The organism is uncultured Bradyrhizobium sp., from assembly GCF_936943645.1.
Taxonomy (GTDB): Bacteria; Pseudomonadota; Alphaproteobacteria; order Rhizobiales; family Xanthobacteraceae; genus Bradyrhizobium.
This window is the reverse complement of the sequence record NZ_CAKZJO010000081.1, coordinates 21,662-40,947: the sequence shown is the minus strand read 5'-3', so window position 1 is coordinate 40,947 and position 19,286 is coordinate 21,662. Positions and strand designations below refer to the sequence as shown.

The 19,286-nt window shown below is 65.8% G+C and carries 17 protein-coding genes and 1 other RNA gene; 14 read left to right on the top strand and 4 right to left on the bottom strand.

What is annotated here, in order from left to right; all coding sequences use genetic code 11:
- The first annotated feature begins 19 nt into the window (after positions 1-19).
- Both Q0743_RS21835 and Q0743_RS21830 read left to right on the top strand, forming a co-directional pair.
- The gene (locus Q0743_RS21835) at positions 20-1,426 is read left to right on the top strand and encodes an MATE family efflux transporter (RefSeq protein ID WP_298243550.1); all 1,407 of its coding nucleotides are present in this window, start codon (positions 20-22) and stop codon (positions 1,424-1,426) included.
- 75 nt (positions 1,427-1,501) lie between these two features.
- A complete protein-coding gene (locus Q0743_RS21830; RefSeq protein WP_298243549.1) occupies positions 1,502-2,767 on the top strand; it encodes an O-antigen ligase in 1,266 nt (421 codons plus the stop codon).
- Positions 2,768-2,770: 3 nt separating this feature from the next.
- Here Q0743_RS21830 and Q0743_RS21825 read toward each other — a convergent pair whose 3' ends face one another.
- Positions 2,771-3,514 carry a sulfite exporter TauE/SafE family protein gene (locus Q0743_RS21825; RefSeq protein ID WP_298243548.1) on the bottom strand — a complete coding sequence of 248 codons (744 nt, stop codon included), beginning with the start codon at positions 3,512-3,514 and terminating at the stop codon, positions 2,771-2,773.
- Between the two features lie 224 nt (positions 3,515-3,738).
- Between Q0743_RS21825 and Q0743_RS21820 the strand changes: the two genes are divergently transcribed.
- Positions 3,739-3,999, top strand: a complete 261-nt coding sequence (locus Q0743_RS21820) for a hypothetical protein (protein ID WP_298243547.1) — start codon at positions 3,739-3,741, stop codon at positions 3,997-3,999.
- A 7-nt stretch (positions 4,000-4,006) separates the two neighbouring features.
- Here Q0743_RS21820 and Q0743_RS21815 read toward each other — a convergent pair whose 3' ends face one another.
- On the bottom strand, positions 4,007-5,377 hold the full coding sequence (locus Q0743_RS21815) for a PLP-dependent aminotransferase family protein (RefSeq protein ID WP_298243546.1): 1,371 nt from the start codon (positions 5,375-5,377) through the stop codon (positions 4,007-4,009).
- Positions 5,378-5,426: 49 nt separating this feature from the next.
- On the opposite strand from Q0743_RS21815, the gene Q0743_RS21810 reads away from it, so the two are divergent.
- Together Q0743_RS21810 and Q0743_RS21805 are read left to right on the top strand one after the other, a co-directional pair.
- Positions 5,427-5,891: a DUF983 domain-containing protein gene (locus tag Q0743_RS21810; protein WP_298243545.1), complete on the top strand. Its 465-nt coding sequence runs from the start codon at positions 5,427-5,429 to the stop codon at positions 5,889-5,891.
- Positions 5,892-5,961: 70 nt separating this feature from the next.
- Positions 5,962-6,675: an alpha/beta hydrolase gene (locus tag Q0743_RS21805; protein WP_298243544.1), complete on the top strand. Its 714-nt coding sequence runs from the start codon at positions 5,962-5,964 to the stop codon at positions 6,673-6,675.
- A gap of 157 nt (positions 6,676-6,832) precedes the next feature.
- On the opposite strand, the gene rnpB is transcribed toward Q0743_RS21805, so the two are convergent.
- Positions 6,833-7,259, bottom strand: an RNA gene (gene rnpB / locus Q0743_RS21800) — RNase P RNA component class A.
- A gap of 150 nt (positions 7,260-7,409) precedes the next feature.
- Between rnpB and Q0743_RS21795 the strand changes: the two genes are divergently transcribed.
- Together Q0743_RS21795 and Q0743_RS21790 are read left to right on the top strand one after the other, a co-directional pair.
- Positions 7,410-7,763 carry a YciI family protein gene (locus tag Q0743_RS21795; RefSeq protein ID WP_298243543.1) on the top strand — a complete coding sequence of 118 codons (354 nt, stop codon included), beginning with the start codon at positions 7,410-7,412 and terminating at the stop codon, positions 7,761-7,763.
- A 13-nt stretch (positions 7,764-7,776) separates the two neighbouring features.
- Positions 7,777-9,009 (top strand): RNA polymerase sigma factor, encoded by a 1,233-nt coding sequence (locus Q0743_RS21790; RefSeq protein WP_298243542.1) that lies wholly within the window; start codon positions 7,777-7,779, stop codon positions 9,007-9,009.
- A gap of 168 nt (positions 9,010-9,177) precedes the next feature.
- Here Q0743_RS21790 and Q0743_RS21785 read toward each other — a convergent pair whose 3' ends face one another.
- Positions 9,178-9,960, bottom strand: a complete 783-nt coding sequence (locus Q0743_RS21785; RefSeq protein ID WP_298243541.1) for an N-acetylmuramoyl-L-alanine amidase — start codon at positions 9,958-9,960, stop codon at positions 9,178-9,180.
- Positions 9,961-10,474: 514 nt separating this feature from the next.
- On the opposite strand from Q0743_RS21785, the gene rsmH reads away from it, so the two are divergent.
- The 7 genes from rsmH to murD all read left to right on the top strand — a co-directional run bounded on the left by rsmH (position 10,475) and on the right by murD (position 19,193).
- Positions 10,475-11,464, top strand: a complete 990-nt coding sequence (gene rsmH / locus Q0743_RS21780; protein WP_298243540.1) for a 16S rRNA (cytosine(1402)-N(4))-methyltransferase RsmH — start codon at positions 10,475-10,477, stop codon at positions 11,462-11,464.
- A gap of 3 nt (positions 11,465-11,467) precedes the next feature.
- A complete protein-coding gene (locus Q0743_RS21775; RefSeq protein ID WP_097663117.1) occupies positions 11,468-11,860 on the top strand; it encodes a hypothetical protein in 393 nt (130 codons plus the stop codon).
- Positions 11,857-13,599, top strand: a complete 1,743-nt coding sequence (locus Q0743_RS21770; RefSeq protein WP_298243539.1) for a penicillin-binding protein 2 — start codon at positions 11,857-11,859, stop codon at positions 13,597-13,599. The genes Q0743_RS21775 and Q0743_RS21770 overlap by 4 nt, the downstream gene beginning before the upstream one ends.
- An 86-nt stretch (positions 13,600-13,685) precedes the next feature.
- On the top strand, positions 13,686-15,143 hold the full coding sequence (locus Q0743_RS21765) for a UDP-N-acetylmuramoyl-L-alanyl-D-glutamate--2,6-diaminopimelate ligase (RefSeq protein ID WP_298243538.1): 1,458 nt from the start codon (positions 13,686-13,688) through the stop codon (positions 15,141-15,143).
- Complete coding sequence (gene murF, locus Q0743_RS21760; protein ID WP_298243537.1) at positions 15,140-16,519, top strand: UDP-N-acetylmuramoyl-tripeptide--D-alanyl-D-alanine ligase; 1,380 nt, start codon at positions 15,140-15,142, stop codon at positions 16,517-16,519. The genes Q0743_RS21765 and murF overlap by 4 nt, the downstream gene beginning before the upstream one ends.
- A gap of 165 nt (positions 16,520-16,684) precedes the next feature.
- Positions 16,685-17,788 (top strand): phospho-N-acetylmuramoyl-pentapeptide-transferase, encoded by a 1,104-nt coding sequence (mraY, locus tag Q0743_RS21755; RefSeq protein WP_298243536.1) that lies wholly within the window; start codon positions 16,685-16,687, stop codon positions 17,786-17,788.
- A gap of 7 nt (positions 17,789-17,795) precedes the next feature.
- Positions 17,796-19,193 (top strand): UDP-N-acetylmuramoyl-L-alanine--D-glutamate ligase, encoded by a 1,398-nt coding sequence (gene murD / locus Q0743_RS21750; protein ID WP_298243535.1) that lies wholly within the window; start codon positions 17,796-17,798, stop codon positions 19,191-19,193.
- The last annotated feature ends 93 nt before the right edge of the window (positions 19,194-19,286 follow it).

Below are 19,286 nucleotides of genomic sequence, written 5' to 3'. Positions count from 1 at the left end.
CCGTCAAGGATGGAATGACATGAAAGACCTGACGAACGGCTCCATCGTGAGACACATCCTGGCCATGGCGCCTCCGATCATGGTCGGCATGGTCACGATCATGATCTGCCAGCTCGTTGACCTCTACTTCGTGTCGAGCCTGGGGGATGCCGCCGTGGCGGGTGTCGCCGCGGCCGGCAATGCCGGCTTCCTCGTCAATGCCTTGATGCAGATGCTCGGCGTCGGCACGGTGGCGCTGATCGCGCACGCCGTGGGACGCAAGGACCGGCCGGATGCCAACCTGATCTTCAACCAGGCGATCGTTCTGTCGGTGCTGTTCGGACTGTTGACTCTGGTCGCCGGTATCGCGCTGTCGCGCGCCTACATGCGTTCGATCGCCGCCGATCAAGCCACGGTCGAGGCGGGGACCACCTATCTGCTGTGGTTCATGCCGGCGCTCGCCCTGCAGTTCTCGACCCAAGTGATGGGGGCCGCGCTGCGTGCCACCGGTATCGTACGCCCCACCATGCTGGTGCAATCGTTTGCCGTGGCCATCAATATCGCGCTGGCGCCGGTCCTGATCACGGGCTGGGGCACCGGCCATGCGTTCGGGGTCGCCGGTGCGGGGCTGGCGAGCTCGCTCGCGGTCGCCATCGGGGTGCTGGTGTTGCTGGCGTATTTCCGCAAGGTCGAGCGCTATGTCGCCTTCAATCCAGCGCAGTGGCGTCCGCAGCTTCGGCAATGGAAGCGGGTTCTCAATGTCGGACTGCCCGCGGGCGGCGAGTTCGTGATGGTCTTCATCATCATGGGCGTGGGCTATTACGTGCTGAGCGTTTTCGGCCCGGCCGCGCAGGCCGGTTTCGGCATCGGGACGCGCGTCCTTGGCCTGATCCAGATGCCGGCGCTTGCCATCGCTCTCGCTGCAGGGCCGATCGCCGGTCAGAATTTTGGCGCCGGCGATGGCGCGCGAGTGCGGGAGACCTTCCTCAAGACGGCGCTCATCGCTGCCGCCGTGATGGCCGTCTTCATGATCCTCGCGCAGCTTGCGCCGGGTGTGTTGCTTGCCGGCTTCTCGAATGATCCAGATACCATGGCGGTCGCATCACTCTTCCTGCGGATCGTCTCGCTCAACATGGTGGCGCAGGGGCTGATATTTACCTGCTCCAGCATGTTCCAGGGGCTCGGCAACACCAAGCCGGTGTTGTGGACCTCGGCGATACGGGTGCTGACCTATTCCATGCCGTCGATCTGGCTCTCGACATGGCCGGGATTCCGGATGGAGCACGTCTGGTATCTGTCGATTGCGACGACAATGGTGCAGGCGGCGCTGAGCATCTGGTTGCTCCGCCGCGAGTTCAACAAGCGCCTGGCGGTGCCACCGCAGGATGAAAGCGTGGGGCCTGTGGTCGTCGAACCGGCCGCGCCATCCCAGCGCGAGCCCGCCTAGCGACGTCTTGTTGCATCCCCGCGGCTCCGGCTAATTTGCCGTGCTGCGAGGATGGTGCGCTGTAAGAAGGGCGGAATGAACGAGCTGACCAACGAGCAGAAGCCGGCGTCATGGCTCGCCGCGATCTGGGCGGCGCGCTACCGCACGCCGGCCCGCTTCGTCGCGCTGATCGCGCTGCTGCTGCCGTGGACCACGACCGGGTTGATCTTCGCGCTCATCCCCTGGCTGATCGCCTTCGCCTTCGTCGATCTCCGCGAATTTCCGCGCTCGCTGCGTCGTCCGATCTGCCTGCTGCCGATCGCACTGGTCATGCTCGCCGCCATGGGCACGCTCTGGTCGGATGCGCCATGGCCGGAGCGAATCCAGGCGATCGGGCCGGCAGCCAAGCTGCTGGTCATTCCGCTCCTGCTCTACCAGTTCGAGCGTTGGCCCTACGGCCATTGGGTATTTTCCGCCTTCCTGGCATCGTGCACGGCCTTGATGCTCTATTCCTTTGCCGTCGCGATCGACCCCTCACTTTCGCTGAAGCTCTATCTGTCGCGCGGGCCCTACAAGGTCGAAAGCGGGATCGCGGTGCGCAACTATATCGACCAGAGCCAGGAATTCGCGCTCTGCGCGCTGGCGCTGGTCTATCCGGTCGTGTCGCTGCTGCGGCAAGGTCGCGCCCGCAGCGCGGCGTGGTTCGCTGCGCTCGTGATCGGATTCCTCGCCAACATGATCTTCGTCGTGGTCTCGCGCACGGCGCTGGTAACGCTGCCGGTCCTGGTGCTGGTGTTCGCGTTGCTGCATCTGCGCCTGCGTGCGGCACTGATCGCTTTGGCTGTGACGGGATTGCTGGCCGGCTTGTTCTTCGCCGTGTCGCCGCATTTGCGCGCAACCGTCGGGAAGTTTCAGGCCGACTATGAGGCGAGTGTGCAGGAAGGTCAGGTCAGCGGCATGGGCTCGCGTCTGGAATATTGGCGGAAGTCGCTTCGCTTCATCGCCGACGCGCCGCTGGTGGGCCATGGCACCGGCTCGATCCGCCCCCTGTTTGCCGGCGCGGCTGCCGATGCACAAATCGATCCGCTGCGCATGGAGATCGTCAGCAACCCGCACAACCAGACCCTCAGCGTGGCCGTGCAGTGGGGCGTCGTCGGTGTCCTGATCCTCTACGCGCTCTGGTTTGCGCACCTGTTGCTGTTTCGTGGCGAGGGACTGGCCTGCTGGATCGGCCTGCTGGTCGTGGTGCAGAACATGCTGACCTCGCTGCTCAACACGCATCTGTTCGACTTCACGCCCGGCTGGATCTACGTTCTCGGCGTCGGCGTTGCCGGCGGCATGGCGCTCGCCAAAAGGCCATAGAAGCTAGGGCGCGCCGAGACTGTTCCAGACGAGGGTCAGACCCGACATGAACAGCAGGCCGAGCACGACATCGCCGAAATGCTTGTCGTTGAGGGCGTGATAGACCCGCGCGCCGGCCCAGGCGCCGATCAGGGTGCCTGGAAACGCCACCATGGCGAGCCAGATCACCTTGAGCTCGACGAGACCAGATGCGGTCTGCAGCAGCAGCGCTGTCGCCAGCACCGTGAAATTGAAGAGCTGGAAGATGCCGCGCCGCTCGTGCTTGTTCCAGCCGCGGATGTTGGCCCACAGGATCGGCAGCGGCCCGGACAAGCCGGCGAGGCCGCCCAGAATACCGCCGGCAAAGCCGATCGCGCCGTCGGCGATCCGGCCGCCGAACTTGATCGCGAGCGGCCTCTTGTTCAGGTACAGCGCGCTCGAAAAGATCAGGATCAACACGCCGACGCTCAGCTTGAACACTTTTGGATCGGCCGAGGCGATCAGCATGGTCCCCAGCGGCACGCCAAGCAGCCCTCCGATCAGGAACGGCCACACCAGCGAGAGGTCAAAGCTCTTCCACATCGACGGCAGCGTCGAAGTCTGCGCGATCACCGAGCAGATCAGCACCAGGGGCACTGCGAGCGAGGGCGGCAGCACGCAGAGCCAGATGCCGAGCGCCATCAGCGCCGTGCCGAAACCGGCCAGCCCCGAGACGAAGCCGCCGGCCAATGCGCCGAGCGGCAGGAGAACGTAGGTGAGCGTTTCCAACAGGCCATTCCTCGTCGGAGCGATCCCGAACTGTTGATCGCCGTTGCCCGCATAGCACGGCTGCCGTCGTGCAAGTCAATCCGTCGCGCACGCAAGCGTGATCTGCGGTGTCGGGCGTTCGTGGAAGACGCGCCTACATGACGCTCGTACTTCAATTCCGGGGCCGCACGCCGCGATCATGCTCACGGATCGGCCAGCCCCGAACGAGATGACGGAGAATGACGATGACCCGTACCAAAATTGCCGTTGCGGCTGCATTGCTGTCCGCAGCCGCCTTGATGCCGACATTTGCCCAGGCTCAGTTTTCGGAGCCTGCGGCCTATCAGGCCGCTCATCCTGACCGCGATGTGCTGAATGGCGGCCAGCTCACGCCCGCGGGGCGCGCGGCCCGTGGCGAGACAGCGGCGCCAACCGAAGCCTATGCGGCGTATCCGTCAGGCGCGACCCCGGCCGTTCGCCGGCGTCACCCCCGTCACCATCGTTGAGAAGGGACTAGACGATCTGCCTGGTGTCGGCGGGCTTCTGCAGGGCGCCAACCAGGATGCGCAGCGCTTCCGTCAATTCACACCTGTTCCGCGCCGCCCCTAGCGAGACGCGTGCCGCGTGCGGCGGTGTTCCGTCGACGATGAAGGCATCGGCAGCGACGACCGCCAGTCCATTCCGGAGCAAATGTGCGGCGACATCGGGTCGATCCTCGGGCAACCGCAGCCACAGATGATGCGCCGCGGGCTTGGCCAGGAACTGAAAGCCTTTCAGGGTGCGCTGCGCGAGCTGTTGTCGGCCGATCGCCTCGTTGCGGATGGCGGTGATGATCCGATCGGCAATCCCGTTTTCGATCCAATGCGTCACCAGCGCGACCATCAGCGGCGCCGGCATCTGCACGGTCGCCTGCAAATATGCACGCATCTGCTGCTGCGCGTCGCCGTCGGGCGTCACCAGATAGGCGACGCGTAGCGCCGGCGCGATGCATTTCGACAACGTGGTCGCAAGATAAGTCCGCTCCGGAATGAGGTTTGCGATCGGCGAGGCCGCGCGGTCGAGCAGGCCATAGGCGTCGTCCTCGATCAGGATCGTGTCGCTATCGCGGATGATCTTCGCGATAGTGGTGCGCCGCTCGGGCGAGAGCGTCGCGGTGGTCGGATTGTGCAGCGTCGGAATGAGATAGACGGCCTTCGGCTTGTGCGTGCGGCAGGCCTTTGCCAGTGCTTCGGGCAGGATGCCGCCGTCATCCATGGTAACGCCGACGAGCTTGATGCCGAGCCGCGCTGCCGCGGCCTTGATGCCGGGGAATGTCAGCGCTTCCGTCAGCACGATATCACCAGGCCGCGCAAGGTGTGCGAGCAGGTCGAAGAGGATCGTTTGCGCGCCGGGAAAGATCACCAGCCTGTCGGCTTGCGCATGCGGCACCCGCGAACGCATCCAGCGCGCGGCCACTTCGCGCTCATGCGCGCTGCCGCCGGGCGGCTGATAGTTGAGATAGGCCGTCAGGCCCGATTGCGCGCGGAGCGCTTCCATTCCGGCGATGATGCGCTCGTCGAGTTGAGCCTCCAGCGGATGCGGCGGCACGTTCATCGACAGGTCGATTGCGACGGGATGCGGCAGGTCGACCGCACGGCGCGCGCTGGTCTCCGACACGAACGAGCCCTGTCCGACCCGCGCCTCCATGATGCCGCGTCGCCGCGCCTCGGTGTAGGCACGCGTCACCGTGGTGAGGTCGATGCCCAGCGCCTTTGCCAGCGCGCGCTGGGTCGGCAATTGCTGGCCGCGCACCAGCCGGCCGGCGGCGATGTCGGCCTCCATGGCCTCGACGATGCGCTGATAGCGCGGGCCCGACAGCTCCGAGATTGTAGGGGTCCAATCCATGCAATATAGGCCCATATCCTTTGAATGTATGGATACAAGTTCTTATTGTATGGATCGACGAAAAGGAAGAGGTGTGGTCATGGCGACCGGTTCGATCTCGCTGGCGAAGGCAATGTGGCGCGGTTTCCGGGGCAAGTGCCCGAACTGCGGCGAGGGGCATCTGTTCGGTCGCTTCCTCAAGGTCGCACACGCTTGCGATCACTGCGGCGAGGAGCTGTATCACCAGCGTGCCGACGACTTCCCCGCCTATCTCGTGATCGTCGTGGTCGGCCATCTCGTGGTGCCCGCGATCCTCGCGGTCGAGACCGCCTATGCGCCGCCGGAGTGGTTGCAACTCGCGGTGTGGCTGCCGGTGACGCTGTTTGCTTCGCTGGCGCTGCTGCAGCCGACCAAGGGCGCCATCGTTGGCCTGCAATGGCAGGTCGGCATGCACGGTTTCGAGGCGGGCAAGCTGCGGCGCGAAGCTACCGGGCTTGAGCCTGTCCTTGTGAAGGTGGACTCGCGCGCCGCCTGAGCTGGCGGCGTTTACATCGCGGGCCCGGCCGCTACACTCCATCGTACCAACAGGAACGATGGAAACGCCGATGACCGCACGCGCGAAGACTTTTCTACTCTGTCACGGCGCATGGTCCGGCGGATGGGCGTGGAAGAAGATGCATCCGCTGATGGCCGAAGCCGGCCATCGTCTGATCACGCCGACCTACACCGGGCTTGGCGAGCGCGCCCATCTCGCCAGTCCCGCGGTCGATCTCGAGACGCACATCCAGGACATCCTCAACGTCATCAGGTTCGAGGACCTCAGCGACATCGTGCTGCTCGGCCACAGCTATGGCGGCATGGTCGCGACCGGTGTTGCTGACCGTGCACGCGAGCGGGTGACGCAGCTGATCTACCTCGATGCCTTCGTGCCGCGTGACGGTCAGTCGCTGTTCGACCTCAACGAAGCGGGCCGCGAACCGATGCGCAAGGCCGCGGCCTCCGGTGACGGCTATCGCATCCCGCCGAACCCGCCGCCCCCGGATACGCCGCAGGCCGATCTCGACTGGCTCTATGCGCGGCGCGTCAACATGCCGGTCAAATGCTTCGAGACGAGGCTGAAGCTTGCAAACGGCGAGCCGGCGATGCCGCGCAGCTATATCTATTGCACGCGCATTCCTCCGGGCGACGTGTTCGGGCAGTTCGCCGCGCGGACGAAGAGCGAGGAGGGCTGGCGCTATTTCGAGCTCGACGCCAGCCACGCGCCGAACGTCACCGCGCCGGCGGCGCTGATGGCGGTGCTGAACGAGATCGTCGCCTAGTTCGTCATTCCGGGGCTCGCGAAGCGAGAACCCGGAATCCATCGGGCGCTAGTGACGGTGGATGAATGGATTCCGGGTTCGTGCTGCGCACGCCCCGGAATGACAGAGTTGAAATGGTGAGGGGCCTGGCGCGTTTGCGCCAAGCCCCTCGTCGCAAGATATCAGCCGGCCTGTAAGCCGGGTTCTGTAGGGCACCACCCGCTTGCGCGAATGATACGTGACGGCCATTCCTCTGGGACCGTGTTTGCACACGGCCTCGAGCAACCTACCCGGACGGCGGGCCTGACATCGCCCCGCGGCGTTATCGCTTGCGCGAACAGCCCGCTACGCCGTCCCTATTCGGTTTTGCTCCCGGTGGGGTTTACCATGCCGGCTCCGTTGCCGGATCCGCGGTGCGCTCTTACCGCACCTTTTCACCCTTACCCTGCGAAGCCAGAAGGCGAAGCAGGGCGGTTCGTTCTCTGTGGCACTTTCCCTGGGGTCGCCCCCGCCGGACGTTATCCGGCACCGTATGTCAAGGGAGCCCGGACTTTCCTCCCCGGCGGCCTTTCGGCACTTGCCGGAGCGGCCGTCCGGCCGACTGACTGGTTACGCATGGAGCATTTGTGACGGTTCCGTCAAGCCGAGATCGCCGCGCACACGCGGTCCGAAATATTTTATCCTGAAGATGTCGTTTGCTGCGTGCCCCGTTCGACTGGATGTCGGCGACACAGCCGAACAACAGGAGTGAAGCGATGCAATATCTGCTGATGATCTACCAGAACGAGGCCGAGTACGCGAAGATCGACACGGGAACCAGCCAGAAGATGTCGGCGGAGTACGAGGCCTTCACGCAATCCATCATCCGGAACGGCAATTTCAAGGCCGGCGATCGGCTGCGGCCGACCACGACCGCGACCACGGTGCGCGTCCGCGACGGCAAGACGCTGACGACGGACGGTCCATTCGCGGAAACCCGCGAGCAGCTCGGCGGCTATTATCTGATCGAGGCCAAGGACCTTGATGCCGCGATCGAGATCGCCGCGCGGATTCCGAGCGCACGCGTCGGGTCGATCGAGGTGCGGCCGATCTGGCTCTACGACAAGTGAGCGTCGTCGGGGAATGACCCCTTCCGAGATCGACAAGATCTTCCGCGACGAGGCGGGGCGGGCGCTGGCCACGCTGATCCGCCTCGTCGGGGATTTCGATCTGGCCGAGGACGCGCTCCAGGATGCGTTCGCCGTCGCACTCGATCGCTGGACAGTGGGCGGAGTGCCGGACAATCCGCGCGCGTGGCTGGTCAATGTCGCCAGGCACAAGGTGATCGATCGCATCCGCCGCCAGGCCGTGTTCCGCGGCAAGCAGCAGGCGCTTGTGCACGAGCTCGAGCTGAACGCGCAAACGGCCGACGAGCCGCCCCTGATGCTCGACGACGACATGCTGCGGCTGATCTTCACCTGCTGCCATCCCGCGTTCGCGCCCGAGGTTCAGGTCGCGCTGACGCTGCGCACCGTCTGCGGCCTTTCCACCGCGCAGGTCGCGCGCGCCTTTCTCGTTGGCGAGGAGGCGATGGCGCAGCGCCTCGTCCGCGCCAAGCAGAAGATCAGGCTCGCCGGCATCCCCTACGAGGTGCCCGAGCGCGAGGCGCTCGCGGCGCGGCTCGACGGCGTGCTCGCGGTGATCTATCTTGTCTTCACGGAGGGCTATGTCGCGACGTCGGGCGCGGATCTGATGCGCCCGGATCTCGCGATCGAGGCGATCCGGCTCGCCCGCCTGCTCGACCGGCTGATGCCGGATCGCGGCGGCATCAAGGGCTTGCTCGCCCTGATGCTGCTGCACGATGCGCGCCGCGCCGGACGCGAGACTGCGGCCGGCGATATCGTGCTGCTCGAAGAGCAGGACCGCAAGCTGTGGCATCGCGTGCAGATCGAGGAGGGCTTGCGCCTGATCGACGATGCGCTGCGCATTCCCGGCCGGCCGCAGGCTTACGTCGTGCAGGCCGCGATCGCCGCGTTGCATGCCCGCGCGCCGAGCTTTGCTGAGACCGACTGGCCGCAGATCGCCGGGCTCTACGAAGTATTGCTGCGTATCGGTCCCTCTCCGGTGATCGAGCTCAACCACGCTGCCGCGCTGTCGATGGTCGATGGGCCGGCACGCGCGCTCGATCTCGTCGATGCGATCGTCGCGCGAGGCGGGCTCCGTGGCTACGAGCTGTTGCCCGCGGTGCGCGCGGATCTGTTGCGGCGGCTCGGCCGGAAAGAAGAGGCGCGCGAGGCGTATCAGACAGCGACTGCGGCGACGCAGCTCGAGCCGTTGCGGCGGCTGTATGCGCGGCGGGTGAGGGAGATGGGGTAGGGCGCTCGTGCCCCGGACGCAGCGCAGCGCCCCCGGCGATGCGAAGCATCGTCCGGTGCGGTGCGCTGCAGAGCCGGGGCCCATCTCACCGCAGAGGCTCGTGTTGCCGACTGGGTCCCGGCTCGCGCTTCGCGCGTCCGGGACACGAGAGTGGTGTAAGCCTTACCCTCACTTCGACGCGACCGGCGTGCCCTCGGCCGGCAGGCTCGCCAACAGCGCCTGCAATGTCGACAGCGTCGAGTGGTCGGCGACACCGTCGAGCCGCGCGGGACGGAAATGCCGCTGGAATGCGGTGACGACTTCCATCGTGGCGGCATCGTATTTGCCTGATAGCGGCACGCCGTAGCCGTACTTGGCGAGCGCCTGCTGCATGCTCAGCACCTCATCGCTGATGGTGCCGAGCATGAGGCTCTCGCCGCGCACGACCGGCGCAGGCGTCACCCAGTGACCGACCCCGGAATTGGCCAGCGAGTGCCACGGAAATTTCTCGCCGGGATCCTTCTTGCGCGCGGGCGCGACGTCGGAATGACCGAGCACCCGATGCGTCGGCACCTTGCGGCGGAGCATGATGCCGCGACACAGCGCGATCACGGCGGCGATCTGGCGCAGCGGATAGTCCGGGTAGCCCCAGTCATGGCCGCGATTGATGATCTCGATGCCGATCGAGCAGGAGTTGATGTCGTCTTCGCCGGCCCACGAGGAGACGCCGGCATGCCAGGCGCGCTTGGCCTCGGACACGCATTGCACGATGCGGCCGTCCTCCAGCACGACGTAATGCGCCGAGACTTCGGTGCCGGCCGTGCAGAGCCGCGCCAGCGCGCCCTCGACGTCGGGCATGCCGGTGTAGTGCAGCACGATCATGTCGGGCTGCCGGCCCTTGTTGCGCTCGCCATAGTTCGGGGAGGGGATGATGTCGGAGACGATCGAGGAATCCGGCTCGAACGTCCGCATGTTCGCCGCGGCCTTGGGAACCGGGAGAACACGTTGACGCTTCGAATCAGATCCAGATGGGGTGGACGAACCGGACGGCGGCATAGACAACTCAAGTCGGACGCGAATGGGCCAAGCCCTTCTCTTTACTATTCCTTTACCCTCCACCGCGCGCAATCGCGCGGCGCGGTTAACGGATGCATTTTCGCCGATGTGTGTGGATGAAGCATCACCGCCGCTTCACCTTTGCGACTTGTAACGAGCCGATCAACGCTTTCTTAACGCTAAGGGCCGTTACTGAGGGATGAAGAGCCGACCCGCGTCCGGAGGCGGCCAAAGCGTAATTTTGGCTCGAAATCCCATGGCTGCCCGACAAATTCCGCTGGGAACACTCGGTTTGCGGCCCGGGGCGACCGGGCTTGGTAACCATGCTGGACCGGGGCTTTGTCGTGGAACCGCCGCGACGCGGAATGATTCGAGGCGTTATGGGCTGGCACGCCCCCGATCTGGCCTGGTCGTTCGGCAGGTGTGGCGCATGAGCTCCACGCCTCATATTCCTGTGCTCGGCCGCGAGGCCATCGATCATCTCGCGCCGCGTGCCGACGGGATCTATGTCGACGCCACGTTCGGCGCCGGTGGTTATAGCCGCGCCATCCTCGACGTACCCGGAACCCGCCTGATCGCGATCGACCGCGACCGCACCGCGATCGCGGGCGGGGCCGATCTCGTCGCACGTTCCGCGGGCCGGCTGACGCTGGTCGAGGATCGCTTCTCTGATCTCGCCGAGGTCTGCGCGGCGCAAGGCGTGGACGCGGTGGACGGCGTCGTGATGGACGTCGGCGTGTCCTCGATGCAGCTCGACCAGGCCGGGCGCGGCTTCTCGTTCCGCCTCGACGGTCCGCTCGACATGCGGATGGGACAGTCGGGCCCGACCGCGGCCGACGTGGTCGCGCGTGCCGCCGAAGGCGATCTTGCCGACATCATCTATCAGTTCGGTGAAGAGCGGCAGTCGCGCCGCATCGCGCGTGCCATTGTGGCCGACCGGCAGGAAACGCCGTTCACGACCACGCGCGCGCTCGCCGACCTCATCGGCAGGATCGTGCGCTCCAAGCCCGGCGACATCCATCCCGCGACGCGGACCTTCCAGGCCCTGCGCATCTTCGTCAACGAAGAGCTCGAGGAACTGCGGACGGCGCTGGCCGCGGCCGAGCGTATCCTCAAGCCCGGCGGTCGCCTCGTGGTGGTCTCGTTCCATTCGCTGGAAGACCGCATCGTCAAGAATTTCCTGGCCGCGCGTTCGAAGACCGGCGGCGGCTCGCGGCACCTGCCGGAGGTGGCGCAGACCCCGCCGAGCTTCGAGTTGCTGACGCGGCGGCCTGTCGTCGCCGGCGACGAGGAAGTCGCGCATAATCCGCGCGCGCGTTCCGCAAAACTGCGCGCGGCCGAGCGGACCTCTGCGCCTGCGCATGAGGACGATGAGGCATCGTCCTGGCCAAAACTCTCCGACGTGATGAGGGGCGGCTAGCACATGCGCATCATCCACCTCCTCGTCATCGGCGCGCTGATCTTCGCTGCGGCCTATGTCTACCGGATCAAGATGGATTCCACGGCGCGCACCGAGAAGGTGCTGCGGCTGCATGCGGAGATCCGCGAGCAGCGCGACGCCATCGCCTCGCTGCGTTCCGAATGGGCCAAGCTCGATGCGCCGCTGCGCCTGCAAGGCCTGTCCGACCGGCATCTGCAGCTCAAGCCGGTCAACGGCACGCAATATGATTCGCTGAAGAACCTGCCGGAGCGCCCGCCGAGGATGTTCAGGCCGGGCGAGCCCGACCCGATCGGGGCCATGCTCAACACCATCGAAGCCGCAAGCGATCCTGACACAGTGACGGGCTCCGTGCCTCAGCCCGAGGACAATCAATGAGCGCTGCGACTCCGGCCAAACCCATAGAACCCTGGCGGCAGCGTCTGATCCGCAGCCTGCTCTACGGGCGCAATGTCGACCGCGCCGCGAAGGCGCGCGCGCGCGTTGGCCTCGCCATGCTCGCCTTCGCCTCGGTCTACGCCCTGATCGGCGGCCGGCTCGTGATGTTCGCGATCGGCGCTGACGCCCATGGCGCCCGCCGTGCCGCGGCGCAGGAAGTGGTGGCGACCGCGCGCCCTGATATCGTCGACCGCAACGGCGCGATCCTCGCGACCGACGTCAAGGCGGCGAGCCTGTTCGGCGAGCCGCGCCGCATCATCGACAAGGACGAGGCGATCGAGCTTCTCACCGCGACCGTGCCCGACCTCGACGAGGCCGAGGTGCGCGAGCGCCTGAGGACGCGCAAGGGCTTTGTCTGGCTCAAGCGCGAGGTCACGGCGCAGCAGCAGCAGGCCATCCACAAGCTCGGCATTCCCGGCATCGGCTTCCTGCGGGAGAACAAGCGCGTCTATCCGACGGGCAACGAGGTCGCCCACCTCATCGGTCTCGTCAATATCGACAACCAGGGCATCGCCGGCATCGAGAAATGGCTCGACAATCAAGGTCTCGCCGATCTCCATCGCGCCGGCTTCGCGACTGATCGCCTGCAAAAGCCGATCGAGCTCTCGGTCGATCTGCGCGTCGAGCATGCGCTACGCGACGAATTGCTGAAGGCCAAGGACAAGTTCCACGCGAAGGCCGCGTCGGGCATCGTGTCCAACGTCAAGACCGGCGAAATCGTCGCGATGGTCTCGCTTCCGGACTTTGATCCCAACAACCCGAAGGAAGCGCACGACCCCGACCGCATCAATCGCCTGACTACCGGCGTCTACGAGATGGGTTCGACCTTCAAGGCGTTCACGCTGGCGATGGCGCTGGATTCCGGCAAGATCAATTTGAACTCGATGTGGGACGCGCGCGGAAACCTGCACTACGGCAAATTCACCATCCACGACAGTCATCCGCTCGGGCGCTTCATCAACACCAAGGAAGTCTTCACCTACTCGTCCAACATCGGCGCGGCGCGGATCGCGCTCGGCCAGGGCGTGGAGGCACATAAGGCGTTCCTCGCCAAGATGGGCCAACTGACGCGGCTGCGCACCGAACTGCCGGAGAGTGCGGCACCGCTGATTCCGCGGCGCTGGAGCGAGCTTAACACGGTCACCGCGGCCTTCGGCCAAGGTCTGTCCGTGGCGCCGCTGCAAGCCGTGATGGGCATCAACGCACTGGTGAACGGCGGCTATTTGATTCCGCCGACCTTCATGAAGCGCAGCCCGGAGGAAGCCGCAGCGCTGGCCAAGCGCGTGGTCAAGACCGACACCAGCGACAAGATGCGATACCTGATGCGGCTCAACGCCGAGATCGGCACCGCCAAGACCGCCGACGTCAAGGGCTATTACGTCGGCGGCAAGACCGGCACGTCCGAGAAGGTCATCAACGGCCGCTATGCCAAGAAGCGCGTGCTCAACTCCTTCACCGCCATCCTGCCCTGCGACGACCCGAAGTATCACGTCCTCATCATGCTCGACGAGCCGCAGGCGCTGCCGGAAACCCATGGTTTCATCACCTCGGGCTGGAACGCTGTGCCCACCGGCGGCAAGGTGATCGAGCGGATCGCGCCGCTTCTGGGCGTCGAGCCACGGTTCGACCTGCCGCCTGCGGACCGCCTTATTCTTGCAGCATCCAGGACAACCCAGTAATCAACGGGGGTGGCCATCGCCGCGGTTGAGTCGGGATTTTCCACCCAGATTCGGCTTTCCGGCATGGCATTGTCGACTGGAAGACCATGAAGCTGTCCGCCCTGCTAGGCAATGATGCCGCGATCGAGCCCGCCGCCGCGGCGCTCGACGTCACCGGCCTTGCGCTCGACAGCCGCGTGGTCAAGCCGGGCGATCTCTTCTTCGCGCTCGCAGGCAGCAAGACCGATGGTGCGCGCTTCATCGACGCGGCGATTGCCGCAGGTGCGGTCGCCGTCGTCGGCGACCATGCTCCTGACGGCAGCAAGGTGCCGTTCATCGCCGTCGCCAATCCGCGCCGCGCGCTGGCGCTGGCTGCGGCGACCTTTTTTCCCGCCCAGCCCGCGACCATCGCGGCCGTCACCGGCACCAGCGGCAAAACCTCGGTTGCCGCCTTCACGCGCCAGATCTGGGAACGGCTGGGGCATGTTTCCGCCAGCATCGGCACTATCGGCCTGGTCTCGCCCAAGCGCACCGTTTACGGCTCGCTGACGACGCCGGACCCGATCGCGCTGCACCGGCAGATCGACCAAATCGCGCGCGAAGGCGTCACGCATCTCGCCTTCGAGGCGTCCTCGCATGGGCTCGATCAATACCGGCTCGACGGCGTGCGCGTCTCTGCCGGCGGCTTCACCAATCTGTCGCGCGACCACATGGATTACCATCCGACCGTCGCGCACTATCTTGCGGCAAAGCTGCGCCTGTTTCGGGAACTCGTCGCCCCGGGCGGCGCGGCCGTCATCTCGGCCGATCATGATTGCTCGGCGGAGGCGATCGCTGCGGCAAAGTCGCGCGGCCTGTGCGTGATGACGGTCGGCCGCAACGGTGACGGGGCGGGCGAGGGTATCCGTCTCGTCGAAGCCGTGGTCGAAGGATTCTCGCAAAAGCTGACGCTCGAGCATCGCGGCAAGCGCCATGCGATCCGGCTGCCGCTGGTCGGCGAATTCCAGATCGAGAACGCTCTGGTGTCGGCTGGCCTTGCGATCGGCACCGGCAGCGACGCCGCCAATGTGTTCGCGAGCCTGGAGCATCTCGAAGGTGCCAAGGGGCGGCTCGAACGCGTCGGTGAGCGCAACGGCGCGCCGATCTTCGTCGACTACGCCCACAAGCCCGACGCGCTGGCCAAGGCGCTGCAGGCGCTGCGACCTTATGCCAGGCGCAGGCTGGTCGTCGTGTTCGGCGCCGGCGGCGACCGTGATGCCGGCAAGCGTGCGATCATGGGCGCGATCGCGGCCGAGAACGCCGACGGAATCATCATCACCGACGACAATCCGCGCAGCGAGAAGCCGGAAGCGATCCGCGCCGCGATCCTTGCCACAGCGAAGGGCGCCCGCGAGATCGGCGACCGTGCCGCGGCCATCCGTGCCGCGATCGAGGACTTGCAGGAGGGCGACGCGCTGCTCGTCGCCGGCAAGGGTCACGAGACCGGGCAGATCGTCGGTGGCGAGACTTTGCCCTTCAGTGATCACGAGGCGGTTGCCGCCGCATTAGCGTCGAGGGTTGCATGAGCGCGCCGATATGGACGGTTGCCGAGGTGGCGCGCGCACTGGGCGCGGACGGATCGTTCCCGGACACGTCGATCGATTTCGTCACGCAGGACAGCCGGCTGGTGAAGCCGGGCAGCCTGTTCGTGGCGCTGAGCGGCACGCCGAGCGGTGGTTTCGTCTCGGCTTTCGCCAGCGCACGCGACGGCTGGGAGTTCGCGGACAAGGCCGAGGCTTCGGGTGCGGTCGCGATGATCGTGCCGCACGAAATCAAGGGCATCCGCATTCCGCAGATCGTCGTCAAGGATACGCTGATCGACGGCCTCTGGGGCCTTGCACGGGCCGCGCGTGCGCGCTTCAACGGGCCGGTGATCGGCCTCACCGGCAGCGCGGGCAAGACCAGCACCAAGGAATTCCTCGCGGCCTATCCGAACGCCTATGCCAGCCCCTCGAGCTTCAACAATTTCTGGGGCGTGCCGCTGACGCTGTGCAATGCCAGGCCTGACGCCAGCCTCTGGGTCGTCGAGATGGGCATGAACCAGAAGGGCGAGATCGCACGGCTCAGTGAGTTGACGCGCCCGACGGTGGCGCTCGTCGTCAACGTCCAGCCCGTGCATCTGGAAAAGCTCGGCTCGCTCGAAGCCATCAGGCACGAGAAGGTGTCGATCGCGCTCGGCCTGCCCGAGGGCGGGGTGCTGGTGCTGCCCGCCGGGCTCAAGGCCTCGGAATGGAAGGGCAAGGTCGTGCGCTTTGGCGAACACGCCGAGGTGCATGAGGTCGCGCACGCGCCGCATGGCGAGAGCTGGCAGATCGTGGCGATGATCGGCAAGAAGGAGCTCGCCTTCAGCCTGACGCCGGGCGCGCCGCATCGCGTGCAGAATGCGCTGGCTGCGCTTGCCGCGATCCGTGCGGCCCATCTCGATCCTGCGACGCTCGCGATCAAGCTCGATCGGGTCGGCATCATGACCGGGCGCGGCGTCGAGCAGGCGATCGGCGGTATCACCGTGATCGACGACAGTTTCAACGGCAATCCAGCCAGCGTTGCTGCGGCGCTGCAAAGCCTCCAGGCGCGCAACATCACCGGCGGGCGCCGCATTGCGGTGCTCGGCGACATGCTGGAGCTCGGCAATGATGCGCCAAATTATCACACCGCGCTTCTCAGGCATCTCGACGGGATCGACGCCGTCTACTGCGTCGGCCCCCTGATGCGCCACCTCTACGATGTGCTGCCGGCCGGCAAGGGCCTCGGCTGGCACGACGATCCCGCCACGCTGAAGCCGGGCGAGGTCGCGAGCCTGCTGAAGGCGGGCGATGTCGTGGTTGTCAAGGGCAGCAAGAAGATGTTCTGGGTCAACAAGTTTGTGCCGGGCCTGGTGGCCGCCTTGCAGGCAAAGGCGTAAACTGCTTGGAAGGCGCCGTTCCCGAATCCCACCTTTGCGGCGCGAAGCCGTCCGGTTTCCCGAGGTCGCGCGGCCCATGATGAAGAACAGCGAATGCGCATGAGGTACGTTACGACCATGATCAACGCCAAGATCGTGCGTGCAAAGCGCCATAGGACCGACTGAATGTTTTACTGGCTGATCGACCTCTCCAATACATTTTCGGGCTTCGGTGCCGTTCGCACCTTCCTGAACGTCTTCCGCTACATCACCTTCCGCACCGGCGGCGCCGTCGTCACCGGCGCGCTGTTCGTGTTCCTGTTCGGGCCCTGGATCATCGATCATTTGCGCATCCGCCAGGGCAAGGGCCAGCCGATCCGCACCGACGGTCCGCAATCGCATCTCGCCAAGAAGGGCACGCCCACGATGGGCGGGCTGATGATCCTGTCCGGCCTCACGGTCGGCACCGTGCTGTGGGCCAATCCGCTCAATCCCTATGTCTGGATCGTGCTGGCGGTGACGCTCGGCTTCGGCTTCGTCGGCTTCTATGACGATTACCTCAAGGTGACCAAGCAGACCACGACCGGGTTCGGCAGCAAGCTGCGCCTCTTGATCGAGGCGGCGATCGCGCTGGTGGCCTGCTACGCGCTGGTGCGGCTGAACCGCGATCCCGCCTCGACCGCGCTGACGATTCCCTTCCTCAAAGACACCGTGCTGCATTTCGGCTGGTTCTTCGTCATCTTCGGTGCCTTCGTCATCGTCGGCTCCGGCAACGCGGTGAATCTCACCGACGGTCTCGACGGCCTCGCCATCGTGCCGGTGATGATCGCGACCGCGAGTTTTGCGATGATCGCCTATCTCGCCGGCAACGCCGTGTTCGCCGAATATCTCCAGATCAAATATGTCGCCGGTACCGGCGAGCTCGCGGTGCTCTGCGGTGCGCTATTGGGTGCCGGCCTCGGCTTCCTCTGGTTCAATGCACCGCCGGCCTCCATCTTCATGGGCGACACCGGCTCACTCGCGCTTGGCGGCATGCTGGGTGCGATCGCGGTGGCGGTGAAGCACGAGATCGTGCTCGCGGTGATCGGCGGCCTGTTCGTGCTGGAGGCGGTCTCCGTCATCGTGCAGGTGGTGTCGTTCAAGCTGACGGGCAAACGCATCTTCCGGATGGCGCCGATCCATCACCATTTCGAGCAGCTCGGCTGGACCGAACCGCAGATCGTGATCCGCTTCTGGATCATCTCGGTGATGCTGGCACTCGCCGGCCTGTCCACGCTGAAGCTGCGGTGATCGCTCGATGATCCCCGTCACCTCCTTCGCCGGCAAGACGGTCGCGGTGTTCGGTCTCGGCGGCTCGGGGCTTGCCTCCTGCCACGCGCTGAAGGCCGGCGGTGCCGAGGTGATCGCGGCCGACGACAATGCCGAGAACGTCGCCAAGGCCGCGCAGGCCGGGTTCATCACGGCGGATTTGCGCAACGTGTCCTGGGCGAATTTTGCCGCGCTCGTTCTCGCGCCCGGCGTGCCTCTGACCCATCCGGTGCCGCATTGGAGCGTGCTGAAGGCGCGCGAGGCAGGCTGCGAGGTGATCGGCGACATCGAGCTGTTCTGCCGCGAGCGTCGCCGTCATGCACCGAACGCGCCGTTCGTCGCCATCACCGGCACCAACGGCAAGTCGACCACGACGGCGCTGATCGCGCATCTCACCAAGGTCGCCGGCTACGACACCCAGATGGGCGGCAATATCGGCACCGCGATCCTGTCGCTGGAGCCGCCGCGCATGGGCCGCGTCCACGTCATCGAGATGTCGTCCTACCAGATCGACCTCACGCCCTCGCTCGATCCCTCCGTCGGCATCCTGCTCAATGTCAGCGAAGACCATATCGACCGCCACGGCACCATCGAACATTATGCCGCGGTGAAGGAGCGCCTCGTCGCGGGCGTGCAGGACGGCGGCACCGCGATCGTCGGCGTCGACGATGGCTTCTGTCGCGACATTGCCGACCGGCTCGACCGGGCCGGCAAGACCGTGGTGCGCATCTCCGTCAAGAACCCGCTGGCCTCAGGCATCCATGTCGAGCACGGCAATATCGTGCGCACTGCGGGCGGCGCGCGCAGCGAGATCGCCGCGCTCGGCGGCATCGGCTCGCTGCGCGGCCAGCACAACGCGCAGAACGCAGCCTGCGCCGCCGCAGCCGCGCTCGCGATGGGCATCAGCCGCGATGTGCTCCAGAACGGCCTGCGCAGCTTCCCCGGCCTCGCGCACCGCATGGAGCAGGTCGGCCGCCGCGGCAATGTGCTGTTCGTCAACGATTCCAAGGGCACCAACGCCGATGCCACCGCGCATGCGCTGTCGTCCTTTGCGGACATCTTCTGGATCGCCGGCGGCAAGCCCAAGGCGGGCGGTATTACGAGCCTCACGGGTTTCTTCCCGCGTATCCGAAAAGCCTATCTGATCGGCGAGGCCGCGCAGGAGTTTTCGGGCACGCTGGGCACGGTCGCGCACGAGATCAGCCAGACCCTTGACGTCGCCGTCGAACACGCCGCGCGCGATGCGGAAGCCGCGGGCCTCACTGACGCCGTCGTGCTGCTGTCGCCGGCCTGCGCCTCCTTCGACCAGTACCGCAATTTCGAGATCCGCGGCACCAAGTTCCGCGAGCTGGTGCAGGCGCTGTCGGGCGTGAAGCCGGTGGTGTGAGGCGGAAAGGCCTACCTTCGGTCTTAAACTTTGAGATGATTGCTATTTTTGAGAATTTTGTTTCTAAAGTGCACGCGGTGGTAGTCGTCCATC